The sequence below is a fragment of the Saccharopolyspora halophila genome, from assembly GCF_039531955.1.
Classification (GTDB): domain Bacteria; phylum Actinomycetota; class Actinomycetes; order Mycobacteriales; family Pseudonocardiaceae; genus Saccharopolyspora; species Saccharopolyspora halophila.
In genome coordinates this window covers 332,457-348,089 of sequence record NZ_BAAARA010000001.1, presented here as the reverse complement: position 1 = coordinate 348,089, position 15,633 = coordinate 332,457, and the positions used below count along the sequence as shown (strand labels likewise).

Here is a 15,633-nt window from a genome sequence, read left to right as displayed (position 1 = left end):
CGCGGTATGAGAAGCCTCCGGTTCGCCGTGTTGGTCCTGCTGCTGACGACCACCGCCTGCGGATCGTCCGCGCCCTCCGGCGGCGCTCCGGCGAACGCCGTCCCACCGCTGAACGTGCGAGTGCTCGCGGGCGGGATGGAGCATCCCTGGGACATCGGGTTCCTGCCCGACGGTTCGGGGCTGGTCACCCAGCGGCCGGGCGAGCTGGCCCTGGTCGGGCCCGAACCCGGTCCGCCCCGACCGGTGCGCGCCGACCTCGGCGATGTGCACGACCGGGGCGAGGGCGGGCTGATGGGCCTGCTGGTGCACCCGGACTTCGCGTCGAACCGGCAGTTCATCACCTGCCAGACGCACCAGGAGAACGGCACTGCGGTCGACATCCGGCTGGTCCGGTGGCGGCTGGCCGAGGACGGCACCAGCGCGCGGCGAATGGGTGATCTGCTCACCGGGCTGCCGATCAATCCCAGCGGACGCCACTCGGGCTGCCGTCCCGAGCTGGGGCCGGACGGGGCGCTGCTGGTCAGCACCGGCGACACGGCCCGCGCCCCGGTATCCCAGGACCGGACGTCGCTGGGCGGCAAGGTGCTGCGGATGGACATCGACACCGGTGCGCCGCTCCCGGACAACCCGTTCATCAACTCGCCGAACCCGGCGGAGCGGCGGGTCCAGAGCTACGGCCACCGCAACCCGCAGGGACTGGCGCTGCACCCGGACGGGCGGGTGTTCGTCGCAGAGCACGGCCCCGACGTCGACGACGAGGTGAACGTGCTCCGGGCCGGCGGCAACTACGGCTGGGACCCGTCGCGCGGCGGCGAGGAGGACTCCTACGACGAGTCGGTCCCGATGACCGACCTGCAGCGCTTCCCGGAGGCGGTACCGGCGGCGTGGTCCTCGGGGTCGTCGACCGAGGCGATCTGCGGCGCGGAGATCCTCACCGGTGAGCAGTGGGGCGATCTCGACGGTGCGCTGGCCGTACCCGCGCTCAAGGGCAGCAAGCTGCTGATCTTCCGCACCTCCCCGGAGGGCGTCGAGCGACCCGCCGTCCCGGCGGAGCTCGACGACACGCACGGCAGGCTGCGCGCGGCGCGGCAGGGTCCGGACGGCGCGCTCTACGTCACGACGTCGAACGGAACCGACGACCAGGTCCTGCGGATCACCCGCTGAGCCGGCCCGGCGGGCTCACTTCGTCGCGAGCTTGGGCTTGTGGTCGAGGTGGGACAAGCCGTTCCAGGCCAGGTTGACCAGGTGCGCGGCGACGTCTTCCTTCTTCGGCTTGCGCGCCTCCAGCCACCACTGCCCGGTCAGCGCCACCATGCCGACGAGCGCCTGGCTGTAGAGCGGAGCGAGCTTGGCGTCGTAGCCGCGCGCGCTGAACTGCATGCCGAGGATGTGCTCGACCTGCTTGGCGATGTCGTTGAGCAGGCTGGAGAAGGTGCCGCTGTTGCTGGCCACCGGCGAGTCGCGCACCAGCACGCGGAAGCCGTCGGTGTTGTTGTCCACGTAGTCCAGCAGCGCACGCGCCGCCTGCTCCAGCAGGTCCTTGGGGTGCCCGGTGCCGAGCGCGGCGACCACCGCGTCCAGCAGGTTGCGCATCTCGCGGTCCACCACGACCGCGTAGACGCCCTCCTTGCCGCCGAAGTGCTCGTAGACGACCGGCTTGGACACGTCCGCGCGGTGCGCGATCTCCTCGATGGAGGTCCCGTCGAAGCCCTTCTCCGCGAACAGCGCGCGGGCCACGTCCAGCAGTTGCAGTCGTCGCTCGGTTCCGGTCATCCGAACCCGAGCAGTTCTGCCCGCGGGCCGGGGCTCCCCCGGTTCGGGCGTGTTCTTCGCGCGTCGCCGTGCCACTCGGACCACCCTAAAGCGACCGGGTCCGCACTATAAGCGCGGACCCGGCTAACCATTGGTTTTGCAGCATCCACCCCGGTCAACCACCAACCAGGAGCGGACCCGAATCAAGCCCGAGCGAAGAAACCCCCGGACCAAGCGCAAGCGGCGAACCCGCGAGCCAGAACGGACAAAGCGCAAGCGGCGAAGCCGCGAGCCGGAACCCCACCCGAGCAACCCGCACCGCCGCGGGTTCTCAGCGGCCCGCTGGCGAGGACAGCCGCGACGCCGCGTAGGGCCGCTACTCAAGTAGCGGATCCCGCAGCCAGCGGGCCGCTGAGGTTCCGCCACCCACACCGCAAAGCAGCACGAGCGGAAACACTACTCACCACAGCGAAACGTCATGCCTTGTAGTCCGTAACAGCGATGCGCTCGAGGCGCTTGGCGTTGGGCCAGCGCACCTTCCACGCCCACCCGAGCTTCTCGAACGCCCAGATCACCCGCGCGGAGATGTCCAGCTGACCGCGCAGCACGCCGTGCCGGGCGCACGTCGGGTCGGCGTGGTGGGAGTTGTGCCAGGACTCGCCGAAGGACAGGATCGCCAGCGGCCAGAAGTTGGCCGCCTTGTCCCGGCTCTTGAACGGGCGCTCACCGATCATGTGGCAGATCGAGTTCACGGCCCAGGTCACGTGGTGCAGCAGCGAGGCGCGCACCAGTCCGGCCCAGAAGAACGCGGTGAGCGCGCCCCACCAGGACCAGCTGATCAGCCCGCCGAGCACGCCCGGCAGCACCAGGCTCATCACGGTCCACAGCGCGAACAGGTCGTTGGTCTTGACCAGGGACTTGTCCTTGAGCAGGTCCGGGGCGAAGCGGTCGACGTTGGTCAGGTTGCGCTCGAACAGCCAGCCCATGTGCGCGTACCAGAAGCCCTTGGCCAGGGCCATCGGCGTGCTGCCGAAGCGCCACGGGGAGTGCGGGTCGCCGTCCCGGTCGGAGTAGGCGTGGTGCCTGCGGTGGTCGGCTACCCAGGTGATCACCGGCCCCTGCACGGCCATCATCCCGGAGATCGCCAGCGCGATCTTCACGGCTTTGTTGGCCTTGAACGAGCCGTGCGTGAAGTAGCGGTGGAAACCGACGGTGACGCCCAGCCCGGAGACCACGTAGAACACCGCGGCCAGACCGATGTCCAGCCAGCCCAGCCCCCACCCCCAGGCGGCGGGCACCGCCAGCAGCAGCGCCACGAAGGGGACCAGGACGAACACGTACACCGACAGTTGCCCCACCAGCGGGCGGTACCCCGCGGTCAGCGGTTTCGGCCCGGTCTTGTTGGCGGAATCGCTCGGAGCTCTGGTCTCGGCCACCGACTCTGTAGCTGCGGTCATGCTCGATACCTCGAATGGCGTTGAGGAGGTGGGAAGAACTTTGGTCCACGACCAGCGATCACGGCCCGCAACACCTCCACCCTACGGGACCGTAACCTACGCTAGCGTAAGTAGAACGATGCGGAATCGTCACCCCCCGTCGGGGGAAATGCGGCGTGTCGCGCATATTCGGGCGTGTCTGGGGAGCCAACCTCACCTGATCGGCGGACTGTCGATGTGCAACCGGGCTCCTGATCGTTCCGTCCCACCCGTGTGCCCATCGGAATCCCGAACTCCGCTTCACCGGAAACGCCAGTGCGGCACCGAGGCCGCCCGCTCGCCCGCCGAGATCAACGAGATGTGACGATGCCGGGCGGGCGCGTCCGGTCGCGATGCCGTACCGGTAAGCTCGAGCACCGGCACCGGAGCGCACTGACCGGCGCCACGGGTGCTCGACGCCCGATCCGCCGTGGTGTAAAGGCAGCACCTCGGATTTTGGTTCCGATGGTCCAGGTTCGAATCCTGGCGGCGGAGCGAGCAGCCCTCCCGGCCCTGGTGCGGTTCGCGGTCACGCGGCCCGCACCGGGCGTCCGGGGGCCAAGGTGAACAGGGGGTGTGCGCCGCTGCGCGACGACACTGCCGCCGTGCGCGAAGATCCGGCAGCCACGCTGAGCGAGGTGTCCGACGCGTGGCTGGTCGGGCGCGCCCGCGAACTCAACGCCGCCGGCCAGCACAGCGAGCCGTCCGGCCAGCACACCACCATCCGCGAGGCCGACAACCTGCTCCTGGAAGCGCAGCGACGCGGCGAACCCCGGATAGTCGCCCAGCTGCTGCGCCACTGCGCCTCCATGCGGCTGGCCAACATCGAGCTCACCGACGAGGCCGACCCGCTGCTCGACGAGCTGCTCAACCACACCCGCAGGCACGGCCTGGAGGTGTTGCAGGCCGATGCGCACGCGCTGCGCGGCAAGCGCGCGCTGCTCGGCGGCAGCGAGGACAACGCACTCACCGAGGTCGCGCGGGGCCTGGCGATGCTGGACGACGAGCTCGCTCCGGACCGCGCGCTGGGCAGACGTTCTTGGGAGCGCCTGCTGGCGACCTCGCTGATCGACCTGGGCCTGGTGCTGACCCAGCTCGGCGTCTACGAGATGGCCGACGAGGTGATGGCCCGCGCGCACCAGCGCATCCGGGAGAGCGGCGGCCCGCACGAGATCGCGGTGCACATGATCAACCGCTGCCGGATGCAGCTCGCCTGGGGCCTGCGGCTGGAGCGGGTGGGGCACACCGAGGAGGCCGCCAGCCAGTTCTCCACCGCCTCGGCCATCGCGGTCGCGGTGGAAGCGCCGTGGCGCGAGTCGCTGTTCCCCCGGGTGTCCAACCGCAGCGCCAGCGAGCAGATGCCGGTGCTCGGCGCCGCGCACGCGCTGGATTCGCCGGGCGCCGAGAACATCCCGAAGCTCGAGGAGCTCCGGCACGTGGACCGCTCGATGCACCCGCGCGAGCAGATCCTGGTCGCGATCGCGCTGGCGCGCTGCCTGGTGCGCTCCGATCATCGCGACGAGGCGATCCGGGTGCTGTCCGAGACGCTGAACAACCTCATGTCGGACACCTCCGAGCAGACCCTGCGCATCTCGCTGGCCAGGGAACTCGCCATGCTCAACGACTCGCACGGCAGGCCCAGGGACTCGCTGCGCACCTACGCCACCGAGTTGGAGACCGAGCTCTGGGCGATGCGCGAGGCGCGGGTGTCCACGCTGGTGACGCGGCTGGAGAACTCGCGGCTGAGCCACAAGCACGACGCGATCACCCGGCAAGCCCGGGAAGACCCGCTGACCGGCCTGTGCAACCGCCGTGCGCTGGACGACCGGCTCGAGACGCTGCTGAACTCGGCGTCCGAGCAGCCCCTGGCCGTGGCGCTGGTGGACCTGGACGGGTTCAAGGGCGTCAACGACCGCTGCTCGCACGCAGAGGGCGATGACGTGCTGCGCACCGTCGCCCGGACGCTGCGCGAGACGCTGCGCACCGACGACTTCCTCGCCCGCTACGGCGGCGACGAGTTCGTCGTGCTGCTGCCCGGCGCGACGCTGGACGCCGCCGAGGCGGCGTTGAGCCGCACGGTGACCGCCGTGGATCGGTTACCCGCCGGCCTCTCCCGCGGCGTGACGCTGTCCATCGGGGTGGTGTCCATGCGCCCGCTGGAGCCGGCCGCCCAAGCGCTCGCCCGCGCGGACGCGGCGATGTATCAGGCCAAGCGAAACGGCGGGAACCGCGTGTCCGCACTCTCCGGAACTCTCCACGCCGAAGAACGTCACTCGTCCGCGATCGATCAAGGCGTGTGGACCCCTCCCGACGCCCGGTAGTAATCGGTTCGCGCACCGTGCCCGAACCGGTTCACCGACGCGGGCAAACTTCGCATACAGATCACATCACCCCAGCTCGGACGCCGTTTCGCCGCGGCAGGGAAGCCGTTTGGCGGTACCATCACGGGCGCTGGAGAAGCCGATAGGGGCGCGGTCGGGAAAGGCCACCCGGCCGGATACTCTTCACCCGCTTGGACGCAACGAGCACTCGGCCAGTGGCGGCCGACCCCTCGGGCCCGCGACGGCCGAGGAGCTCCTAGAGATCAAGGGAGAGCGCTGATGCTCCAGGGCGACAACGCCCAGCCCTCCTCCCAACGCGCCGCGGCGCGCTCCGCACCGATCAGCACCGTGGTGCTGGCCGCCGGGGAGGGCACCAGGATGCGATCGGCGACACCGAAGGTGCTGCACCCGCTCGCCGGGCGCCCCCTCGTCGAACACGCCGTGCGCGCCGCCGCCGGTGTCGATCCCGACCAGCTCGTCGTCGTGCTCGGGCACGGCAAGGAGGCCGTCGGCGAGCACCTGTCCTCGGTCGCGACCGCGCTGGGGCGCGAGGTCACCACCGCCGTGCAGGAGCAGCAGCTGGGCACCGGACACGCGGTGTCCTGCGGGCTGGCCGCGCTGCCCGCGCAGCTCACCGGAACCGTGCTGGTCAGCTACGGCGACGTGCCGCTGCTCGACGCCGGCACGCTGGAGGGCCTGCTCACCGAGCACGCCGAATCCGGCAACGCCGTGACCGTGCTGACCGCGGTGGTCGACGAACCCACCGGCTACGGGCGGATGCTGCGCGACGCCGAGGGCAACGTCACCGGCATCGTCGAGCAGAAGGACGCCACGCCCGAGCAGTCCGAGATCGCCGAGATCAACTCCGGGGTGTACGCCTTCGACGCGGCAGTGCTCTCCGACGCGCTGCAGCGGCTGTCCACCGACAACGCCCAGGGCGAGCTCTACCTCACCGATGTGCTGTCCATCGCTCGCGGCGACGGACGCCCGGTTGGCGCGCTGGTCTGCGCCGACCCGTGGCTGGTCGAGGGCGTCAACGACCGGGTGCAGCTGTCCAAGCTGGGTGCCGAGCTCAACCGCCGCCTGGTGCTGAACTGGATGCGCCAGGGCGTCACCGTCACCGACCCGGTCTCGGTCTGGCTGGACTGCGACGTGACCCTGGCGCGCGACGTGGTGCTCGAGCCCGGCGTGCAGCTGCGGGCGGGCACCTCGATCGGCGAAGGCGCCGCGATCGGACCGGACAGCACGCTGACTGGCTGCGTCGTGCAGCCCGGCGCGAAGGTGATCCGCTCCCACGGCGAGGGCGCCGAGGTCGGGCCGGGCGCGAGCGTCGGCCCGTTCGCCTTCCTGCGGCCGGGCACCTCGCTGGGCACCGGCGGCAAGATCGGCACCTTCGTGGAGACCAAGAACGCGACCATCGGCGGAGGCACCAAGGTCCCCCACCTGACCTACGTGGGCGACGCGACGATCGGCGAGAAGTCGAACATCGGCGCGGCGACCGTCTTCGTCAACTACGACGGTGAGGCCAAGCACCACACCGTGATCGGATCACACGCCCGGACCGGCGCGGACAACATGTTCGTCGCCCCGGTCGAGATCGGCGACGGCTCCTACACCGCCGCCGGCTCGGTGATCACCGAGGATGTCCCGCCGGGAGCGATGGCAGTCGCTCGCGGCAGGCAACGCAACATCGAAGACTGGGTGGCCAGGCGCCGCCCGGGAACCGCCGCAGACCAGGCCGCCCAGCAGGCCAGGGCCGACAAGCCGACCGATGACGTCCAGGCGTCGAACGGGGAGGGACGATGACCGTGAGTGCCATGTCTGCCACGCCGAAAAAGAGCCTCAAGCTCTTCTCCGGTAGCAGTCACCCGGAACTTGCCGAGGAGGTGGCCAAGCAGCTCGACGTAACGGTCACGCCCCAGGCTGCCTACCAGTTCGCCAACGGCGAGATCTTCGTGCGCTACGACGAGTCCGTTCGCGGCTGCGACGCGTTCGTCATCCAGTCGCACTGCTCGCCGCTCAACGACGCGATCATGGAACAGCTGATCATGGTCGACGCGCTCAAGCGCGCCAGCGCCAAGCGCATCACCGTGGTCATCCCGTTCTACGGCTACGCGCGCCAGGACAAGAAGCACAAGGGTCGTGAGCCGATCTCGGCGCGGCTGATGGCGGACCTGTTCAAGACCGCGGGCGCCGACCGGATCATGGTCGTGGACCTGCACACCGACCAGATCCAGGGCTTCTTCGACGGCCCGGTCGACCACCTGATGGCGCAGAAGGTGCTCGCCGACTACATCCACGAGAACTACTCGGACGAGCGGATCACCGTGGTCTCGCCGGACTCCGGCCGCGTCCGCGTCGCCGAGAAGTGGGCGGACGACCTCGGCGGGACCCCGCTGGCGTTCATCCACAAGACGCGTGACCCCACGAAGCCCAACCAGGTGGTCGCCAACCGCGTCGTCGGCGACGTCGAGGGCCGGCTGTGCGTGCTGGTCGACGACATGATCGACACCGGCGGCACGATCACCAAGGCCACCGAGCAGCTGCTCGAGGCGGGCGCCAAGGACGTCATCATCGCCTCCACCCACGCCGTGCTGTCGGGTCCGGCCGTTGAGCGGCTGTCCAACTGCGGCGCCAAGGAGGTCGTGCTGACCAACACGCTGCCGATCCCGGAGGAGCGTCGCTTCTCGAACCTGACGGAGCTGTCCATCGCTCCGTTGGTCGCCGAGGCGATCCACCAGGTCTTCGAGGACGGCTCGGTCACCAGCCTCTTCGACGGCCGCGCCTGACCGCGAGCATCGAGAATGCCCCCGGTTCCACGCGGAACCGGGGGCATTCGCACATCACACGACAAGTCGAAAGCACCGAAAACGGGGACCCGGATTTCCAGGGAATTCCGCACCCCGATTTCCAGGGAATTCGGGTCAGAGGGTGGTGACGACCTCGTCGTAGTCGAGGCGGGGAAGGCGGTCGGACCAGGCGTCCTCGCCCGGCCTGCCGATGTTGGCCACGACCAGGGCCCTGTTCTTGCCCTCCGGGAAGAACTCGGCGTTGACGCCCGCGGCGTCGAAGCCGGTCATCGGGCCGACGGCCAGACCCGCCGAGCGGATGCCGAGGAAGAAGTAGCCGATCTGCAGGGTCGCGTTCAGCCGCGCGTTCGACTCGCGGAAGCCCGGTTCGGCGAAGATGTCCTTGGCATCGGGCTTGATCGGGAAGGTCTTGGGCAGGTTCTCGTGGAAATCCGTGTCCGCGGCCAGCAGCGCCACCAGCGGCGCCTGCTCGGTCTTGCCCCGATTGCCCTCCATCAGGTGCGGTAGCAGCCGCGCCTTGGCCTCGTCGGAACGCAGCAGCACGATGCGCAGCGGCTGCTGGTTCATCGACGTCGGACCCCACTTGATCAGCTCGTAGACGGCCCGCATCTGCTCGTCGGTGACCGGCTCGTCGCTGAAGGTGTTGGCGGTGCGGGCCTCCCGGAACAGCAGCGCCTGGGCCTCGGCGTCGAGCACGAGCTCGGACTGGGTAACCGTCATGATCAATCTCCTGCGATCGGAAGAGCGTGGGTCGAACTGCGGTCGCCGACACCCCACCGCAACCAGGTTTAGCTTTCAAGGATTCCGATCGGCGGTGTTATCGGCATCACCCGCACCCCCGCGCCCACCCGTGCGGAATCGGCTACGCGAGCACCGTTTAGACTGTTCGGGTTGCCTCGGCGAGGTCGGGACGTACGCCCGGCGTGATCGACGCGGTGGCACGGTGACGGCCGACCGCTCATGGTTCGGCGCACTGATGTCGCGCATGCTCTGAGGTGCCGTTTTCTTCCGGCACCGCGTCGTCCACGCCAGTAGCGCGCCCCCACCGCCACAGGCGACCACCACGTTCCGCCCGACGTTCAAGGAGTGCACCACCGTGTCCGAGGTACGTATCACCGTCGAACAGCGCAACGAGTTCGGCAAGGGAGCGGCCCGCCGCACCCGCCGCGCAGGCAAGATCCCCGCCGTCCTCTACGGCCACGGCGCCGAGCCGAAGCACCTGTCGCTGCCGAACATCGAGTTCGCCCGCGCCGTCCGTGAGAACGGGCACAACGCGGTGCTGACCCTCGACGTCGAAGGCGGCAAGAGCGAGCTCGCGCTGACCAAGACCATCACGAGCCACCCGATCAAGAACTACATCGAGCACGTCGACCTGCTGCTGGTGCGCCGCGGCGAGAAGGTCACCGTCTCGGTGCCGATCCACGTCACCGGCGAGCCGGGCCCGGGCGGCCTGGTCAGCCAGGAGCTGACCGAGCTCGAGGTCGAGGCCGAGGCCCTGCACATCCCCGAGCAGCTGGAGCTGTCCATCGACGGCGCCGAGATCGGTACCCAGTACCACAGCTCGGACATCCAGCTGCCCAAGGGCACCACCCTGCAGGGCGACCCGGACACCATGGTCGTCACCGTCTCCGAGGCCTCCGCATCGATGGAGGAGGAGGCCGAGGGCGAGGAGTCCGAGGGCGAGTCCTCCGAAGAGGGCTGATCTCCCCCACGTCGGGCGCTTCGCGCGCTGCCTCGTCCCGCGGGGCGAGGCAGCGCGCAGCGTGCCCTCGATCTTCCGAGGAGACTTCGTGAGCACCGAGGACGCGGTTTCGGTGATCGTCGGACTGGGAAATCCCGGTCCGCGCTACGCGGGAAACCGGCACAACATCGGTTTTCTGGTCGCCGATGAGCTGGCCGACCGCGTCGGCGGCAAGTTCAAGTCGCACAAGTCCGGCGCCGAAGTCGTCGAGGGCCGCCTCTCCGGGGCGCGATCCGTGCTGGTCAAGCCCCGGTCGTACATGAACCTCTCGGGCGGGCCGGTCGCGGGCGCGGTCAAGTTCTACAAGACCGCGCCGGAGTCGCTGATCGTGATCCACGACGAGCTGGACCTGCCCTTCGGCACGGTCCGGCTCAAGCGCGGTGGCGGCGAGAACGGCCACAACGGGCTGCGGTCGATCACCAAATCGCTCGGCACGCGGGACTACCTGCGGGTCCGTTTCGGCGTCGGTCGGCCACCGGGCCGGATGGACCCGGCCGACTACGTGCTCAAGGACTTCTCCGGAGTCGAGCGCAAGGAACTGGCCTTCTTCATCGACCAGTGCGCCGACGCGGCGGAGGCGCTCGCCGCCAAGGGCCTCGAACAGGCCCAGAACGACTTCCACTGAGCCGCCCGGCGTTCGCCGCGCTCCCCGGTGCGTGGTCGCCGATGCGCTAGCTCGGGACGAGTTCGGCCGTCGCGGCGCGCCGCAGCTTCCCGGACGGGGTCTTCGGCAGCGAGCCCGGTTCCAGCACCACCACTTCAGCGGGACGCGCTCCGACCGCGTCGACGATCCGCGCGGCGACGTCCTTGCGCAGCTTCTTCACCGCCGCCGGATCACCCGCGAGCCGCGATTCCAGGACCACGGCGAAGCGTTCCCGCTTGCCGCCCGCCTCCAGCCGCACCGCGGCGGCGTTCCCCGCGCGGACGCCTTCCACCGCGCAGGCGGCCTTCTCGATGTCGACGGGGTAGATGTTGCGGCCGCCCATGATGATCACGTCCTTGCGCCGCCCGCAGATCACCACCTGACCGTCCGCGAGGTAGCCCTCGTCGCCGGTGTCCAGCCAGCCGTCGGCGTCCTGAGTGGACAGCGGACCGTCGACGGTGAGGTAGCCGGGCGTCACCGCCTCGCCCCGGATGCGCAACCGGCCGACCTCGCGTTCGCCCAGCTCGTTTCCGCTGTCATCGACGACGCCGACCTCGAGTCCCGGCAGGGCCTCGCCGAGCCGGGCGAAGCGGCGCGCGTCCGCGGCCTCGGACGGCCGGGCTTCGCGGTGCCGTTCGAGGGCTTCGGCGTCGACCGTGTCGGTTTCCAGGCCGTGGCCGAGCGGCGCGAAGGAAACCGCCAGCGTCGCTTCGGCCATGCCGAAGGCGCACACGACGCACGCCGGGTCCAGGCCGAAGCGCGCGCCCTCGCCGGTGAAGGTCGCGACGGCTTCCGGATCGATGGGTTCTGCCCCGTTGAGCGTGAAGCGCAGGCTGGACAGGTCGAAGGCCCCGTCCGCGGCATTGGCCATCCGGCGACCGACGATCGCGTAGGCGAAGTTCGGCGCCGCGGTGACCGTGGCCCGGTACTTGCTGACGAGCTCGGGCCACAGCAGCGGGCGGGCCAGGAAGTCGCCCGGGGTCACCTTGACCGTGGACATCCCGATGGCCATCGGCACGGTCAGGCAGCCGACCATCCCCATGTCGTGGAACAGCGGCAGCCAGGACACCGCGACATCCCGCTCCGGGTCCAGTTCGGCGGCGGTGACCATGGCGCGCAAGTTGGCGTGCAGGTTGCGGTGGGTGATCCGGACGGCCTTCGGATCGGCGGTGGACCCGCTGGTCAGCTGCAGCAGCGCGGTGGCGTCCTCGGCCACGTCGACCGGCTCGGCGGACGGGCCGTCGTAGTCGGCGAGCCCGACGAGGTTGCGGTAGGCGATGCCGTTCTCCTCCAGCACCCCGGCCAGCTGCTCGAAGGGCGGGCCGAGCAGCACGAGCCGCGCCCCGACCATCTCGAGCACCCGCAGGGTGTCGGTGGCCCAGTGCCCGAGGTCGGTCCGCGGCGTCGGCTGGTGCAGCATCGTCACGCTGCCGCCGCCGAGCCACACGGCCTGCACGGCCGGCGCGATCAACCCGGGATCGGCGGCCAGGATCGCCACCGCGCTGCCGGGTGCGAGCTCATCCCCGAGCCCGCCGGCCATCCGGAGCGCATCGGAGTGCACCCGCCCCCAGCTCCGGAACCGCGGCTCCTTCGGCTCCCCGGTGGTCAACCCCCTGGCGTCCGCCCCGGAGTTCCGCACCGCCGAATCCACCAAAGTCTCGACGAACCGACTCATAAGGCGCAGCGTAGGCCCAAGAAGCCCGCCAGGCACCCCAGCCGAAACCCAACCCGCGCGAACGACACCCGGAAGTAGCCGGCTCACCGCCCCGCGCGGCAGGGGCCGTGACAGTTCTGCCTAAAACTGCAAGCCTCCGGCGCCCGAAATGTCCGGACAGTTTTAGGCAAAACTGTCGCCGCGCCCACCGGCACCGCCAGGCGAGACGGGCCCCTGCAGGGGTGAGTTCGTGAGCTGGGTTGGAAGGGCTCAGTCGAGCTCGTCGGCGAGTTCCATCCAGCGGGCTTCGAGGTCTTCCTTCTCCTCCCGCAAGGTCTGCAGCTCGGTGTTGAGCTCGGCGAGCCGTTCCGGCTCGGTCGCCGCCTCGGCGAGCTGCTCGTGCAGCTTCGCCTCCTTGTCGGCGAGCTTGTCGAGGCGGCGCTCGTAGCGGGCGAGGTCCTTGCGGGCCGCGTGCGCCTCGGCGCCGGAGAGCTTGCGCGGACCGGAGTCCGAGTTCTTGGCGTCGTCGGCCTGCGCTCCGGCGCTGGACTCGGCGGCCAGCAGGGATCGGCGGCGCTGGAGGTACTCGTCGATGCCGCCAGGCAGGTGGGTGAGGCCGCCGTCGCCGAACAGCGCGTAGATCTGATCGCAGGCGCGCTCGGTCAGGTAGCGGTCGTGCGAGACGACGACGAGGGTGCCCGGCCAGGTGTCGAGCAGGTCCTCGAGCTGCTGGAGGGTGTCGATGTCCAGGTCGTTGGTCGGCTCGTCGAGGATCAGCATGTTCGGTTCGTCCATCAGCAGCCGAGCCAGCTGCAGGCGGCGGCGCTCACCGCCGGAGAGGTCACCGACCGGGGTCCACTGCCGTCCCTTGCCGAAGCCGAACCGCTCGCCCAGCTGCGAGGCGGTGAGCTCGTACTTGCCGAGCTGGACGGTCTTGGCGACGTCCTCGATGGCTTCCAGCACGCGCCAGTTGCCGGGCAGGTCGTGCAGTTCCTGGCTGAGGTGCGCCAGCCGCACGGTCTTGCCCTCGACGCGCTTGCCCGCGTCCGGTTCGCGCTCGCCCGCCAGGAGCTTGAGCAACGTGGTCTTGCCGGATCCGTTGACGCCGACCAGGCCGATCCGGTCGCCGGGGCCGATCCGCCAGGTGGTCCCGGTCAGCAGCGCGCGGTCGGCGACCCGCAGGTCGACGTCCTCGAGCTCGATCACGGTGCGGCCCAGCCTGCGCTTGGCGAAGGCGAGCAGCTCCACGCTGTCGCGGGGCTCCGGGACGTCGGCGATCAGCGCCTCGGCCGCCTCGACGCGATAGCGGGGCTTGGAGGTCCGGGCCTTGGCTCCGCGCTGCAGCCAGGCGAGCTCCTTGCGGGCGAGGTTCTGCCGCTTCTCCTCGGTGGCCTTCTCGATGCGCGCGCGTTCCGCGCGGGCGTAGATCCAGTCCGCGTAGCCGCCCTCGTACTGCTCGACGCGGCCGTCGGTGACCTCCCAGGTGCGGTTGCAGACGGTGTCCAGGAACCAGCGGTCGTGGGTGACGATCACCAGGGCGCACTTGCGCTCGAGGAGGTGGTCGGCGAGCCACCGGACGCCCTCGATGTCGAGGTGGTTGGTGGGCTCGTCGAGCACCAGCAGGTCCAGGTCGCGCACCAGCGCAGCGGCCAGCGCGACTCGGCGGCGCTCACCACCGGAGAAGTTCTCGACCGGGGTGTCCAGGCCGAGCCGGGTCATGCCCAGGCCGGTGAGCACCGAGCGCACCCGGGCATCGGCGGCCCACTCGTGCTCGGCGGTGAATCCGTGCGGGTCGAGGACCGCGCTGCGCACGGTTGCGCCCTCGGGGAGCTCGGTCCGCTGGGTGACCACAGCCATCCGCAGGTCTCGCGAGTGGCTCACGCGCCCGGTGTCGGGCTCCTCGAATCCGGAGAGGATCTCCAGGAGGGTGGTCTTGCCACCACCGTTGAGCCCGACGACCCCGATCCGCTCACCGGCGGCGATGCCGAGCGACACGCCGTTCAGCAGCGGACGCACGCCGTAGCTCTTGTGCACCGTTTCCAGGTTGACCAGGTTCACCATCGAGTGTTCGTCTTCTCCATCGAGATCTGTCGCGGCTTGGGCCGCTCGCGCCGGTTCTAGCAGGTCGTTTCAGCACGCGGCGGCAGCCGCGTGCGGTGCGGGAGTCAGCCGGCGACCAACCGACCGCGCTCTTCGCAGCTCAGGCGTGGACCTGGGGCGGGGTGGGCCGGTGCGCGGACTCCTCGGAGACGATCTTGGCGCCGGGCACCGGTCCGTGCGCGACCCGGACCGTGCGGCACACGCCCGCGCCGGAGAGCTCGGCGGCCACCCGGACCGCGGAGTCCGCATCGGTGCACAGGAACGCGCACGTGGGGCCGGACCCGGAAACGATGCCCGCGAGCGCTCCCGCTTGCACACCCGCGCGCAGCGTGCGCCGCAGCACCGGCCGCAGCGAGACCGCGGCGGACTGGAGATCGTTGCCCAGCAGCAGGGCGAGCTGCCTCGGGTCGCCGGATGCCAGCGCTTCCAGCAGCGGCTCGACCTCGCCGACCCGGTTGGTCCCGTTGTCGGTGCGGAGGCGATCGAGCTCGCCGAAGACCTCGGGAGTGCTCAGCCCGTCCTTGGCCAGCCCGATCACCCAGTGGAAGGTGTGCCGGGCCAGCACCGGGACGAGCCGCTCGCCGCGACCGGTGCCCAGCGCGGTACCGCCCTGCAGGGAGAACGGGACGTCGCTGCCGATCTCGCCGGCCAGCTCGCCGAGCTCGTCGCGCCCGATCTCGAGCTTCCACAGCTGGTTGAGCGCCAGCAGCGCGGCGGCCGCGTCGGCGCTGCCACCTGCCATGCCGCCCGCCACCGGGATGCCCTTGTTGATCGAGATCCACACGCCCGGCTCGTCCGGGTCCTTGCCCGCGCGCTCGGCGAGCAGCCGCACGGCCTTCCAGGCCAGGTTCTCGGGGCCGGTGGGCACCAGGTCGGCGCCTTCACCGCGCACCTCGATCCCGGACTCCTCGGCGGCCACCACCGTGACGTCGTCGGTCAACGACAACGCCTGGAAGACGGTGACCAGATCGTGGTAGCCGTCCGGGCGGGCATCGCCGACCGCGAGGTGAAGGTTCACCTTCGCCGGTACGCGAACGGTGATCGGAGTAGGAACCACGGAGAGCACGGTTCCAGCCTACGTGCCCGGCAAGGCACGCCGTCCACTTACCTGAGCACTCACCCCGGAAGTGAGAACGC

The 15,633-nt window shown here is 70.2% G+C and carries 12 protein-coding genes and 1 tRNA gene; 7 read left to right on the top strand and 6 right to left on the bottom strand.

Annotation, left to right across the window (positions count from 1 at the left end):
* Nucleotides 1-6: 6 nt before the first annotated feature.
* A complete protein-coding gene (locus tag ABD289_RS01690) occupies nt 7-1,164 on the top strand; it encodes a PQQ-dependent sugar dehydrogenase (RefSeq protein WP_344125676.1) in 1,158 nt (385 codons plus the stop codon).
* Nucleotides 1,165-1,179: 15 nt separating this feature from the next.
* Here ABD289_RS01690 and ABD289_RS01685 read toward each other — a convergent pair whose 3' ends face one another.
* Together ABD289_RS01685 and ABD289_RS01680 are read right to left on the bottom strand one after the other, a co-directional pair.
* Nucleotides 1,180-1,773, bottom strand: a complete 594-nt coding sequence (locus tag ABD289_RS01685) for a TetR family transcriptional regulator (RefSeq protein ID WP_344126171.1) — start codon at nt 1,771-1,773, stop codon at nt 1,180-1,182.
* Between the two features lie 455 nt (nt 1,774-2,228).
* Nucleotides 2,229-3,209 (bottom strand): acyl-CoA desaturase, encoded by a 981-nt coding sequence (locus ABD289_RS01680; protein WP_344125674.1) that lies wholly within the window; start codon nt 3,207-3,209, stop codon nt 2,229-2,231.
* A gap of 442 nt (nt 3,210-3,651) precedes the next feature.
* Here ABD289_RS01680 and ABD289_RS01675 point away from each other — a divergent pair.
* The 4 genes from ABD289_RS01675 to ABD289_RS01660 all read left to right on the top strand — a co-directional run bounded on the left by ABD289_RS01675 (nt 3,652) and on the right by ABD289_RS01660 (nt 8,337).
* Nucleotides 3,652-3,722 (top strand) — tRNA-Gln (locus ABD289_RS01675).
* Between the two features lie 110 nt (nt 3,723-3,832).
* Nucleotides 3,833-5,548, top strand: coding sequence for a GGDEF domain-containing protein (locus ABD289_RS01670; RefSeq protein ID WP_344125672.1), 1,716 nt, complete (start codon nt 3,833-3,835; stop codon nt 5,546-5,548).
* Between the two features lie 279 nt (nt 5,549-5,827).
* Nucleotides 5,828-7,354, top strand: a complete 1,527-nt coding sequence (gene glmU, locus ABD289_RS01665) for a bifunctional UDP-N-acetylglucosamine diphosphorylase/glucosamine-1-phosphate N-acetyltransferase GlmU (protein ID WP_344125670.1) — start codon at nt 5,828-5,830, stop codon at nt 7,352-7,354.
* 11 nt (nt 7,355-7,365) lie between these two features.
* Nucleotides 7,366-8,337: a ribose-phosphate diphosphokinase gene (locus ABD289_RS01660; RefSeq protein WP_344126169.1), complete on the top strand. Its 972-nt coding sequence runs from the start codon at nt 7,366-7,368 to the stop codon at nt 8,335-8,337.
* Between the two features lie 135 nt (nt 8,338-8,472).
* On the opposite strand, the gene ABD289_RS01655 is transcribed toward ABD289_RS01660, so the two are convergent.
* Complete coding sequence (locus ABD289_RS01655; protein WP_344125668.1) at nt 8,473-9,078, bottom strand: malonic semialdehyde reductase; 606 nt, start codon at nt 9,076-9,078, stop codon at nt 8,473-8,475.
* 376 nt (nt 9,079-9,454) lie between these two features.
* Between ABD289_RS01655 and ABD289_RS01650 the strand changes: the two genes are divergently transcribed.
* On the top strand, nt 9,455-10,060 hold the full coding sequence (locus ABD289_RS01650) for a 50S ribosomal protein L25/general stress protein Ctc (RefSeq protein ID WP_344125666.1): 606 nt from the start codon (nt 9,455-9,457) through the stop codon (nt 10,058-10,060).
* An 88-nt stretch (nt 10,061-10,148) separates the two neighbouring features.
* Nucleotides 10,149-10,724, top strand: coding sequence for an aminoacyl-tRNA hydrolase (pth, locus tag ABD289_RS01645; RefSeq protein ID WP_344125664.1), 576 nt, complete (start codon nt 10,149-10,151; stop codon nt 10,722-10,724).
* A 46-nt stretch (nt 10,725-10,770) separates the two neighbouring features.
* Here pth and ABD289_RS01640 read toward each other — a convergent pair whose 3' ends face one another.
* From ABD289_RS01640 to ABD289_RS01630, 3 genes are all read right to left on the bottom strand, one after another.
* The gene (locus ABD289_RS01640) at nt 10,771-12,417 is read right to left on the bottom strand and encodes a fatty acyl-AMP ligase (protein ID WP_344125662.1); all 1,647 of its coding nucleotides are present in this window, start codon (nt 12,415-12,417) and stop codon (nt 10,771-10,773) included.
* Nucleotides 12,418-12,666: 249 nt separating this feature from the next.
* The gene (locus ABD289_RS01635; protein ID WP_344125660.1) at nt 12,667-14,457 is read right to left on the bottom strand and encodes an ABC-F family ATP-binding cassette domain-containing protein; all 1,791 of its coding nucleotides are present in this window, start codon (nt 14,455-14,457) and stop codon (nt 12,667-12,669) included.
* A gap of 139 nt (nt 14,458-14,596) precedes the next feature.
* Nucleotides 14,597-15,553 (bottom strand): 4-(cytidine 5'-diphospho)-2-C-methyl-D-erythritol kinase, encoded by a 957-nt coding sequence (locus ABD289_RS01630; protein ID WP_344126167.1) that lies wholly within the window; start codon nt 15,551-15,553, stop codon nt 14,597-14,599.
* Nucleotides 15,554-15,633: the final 80 nt, after the last annotated feature.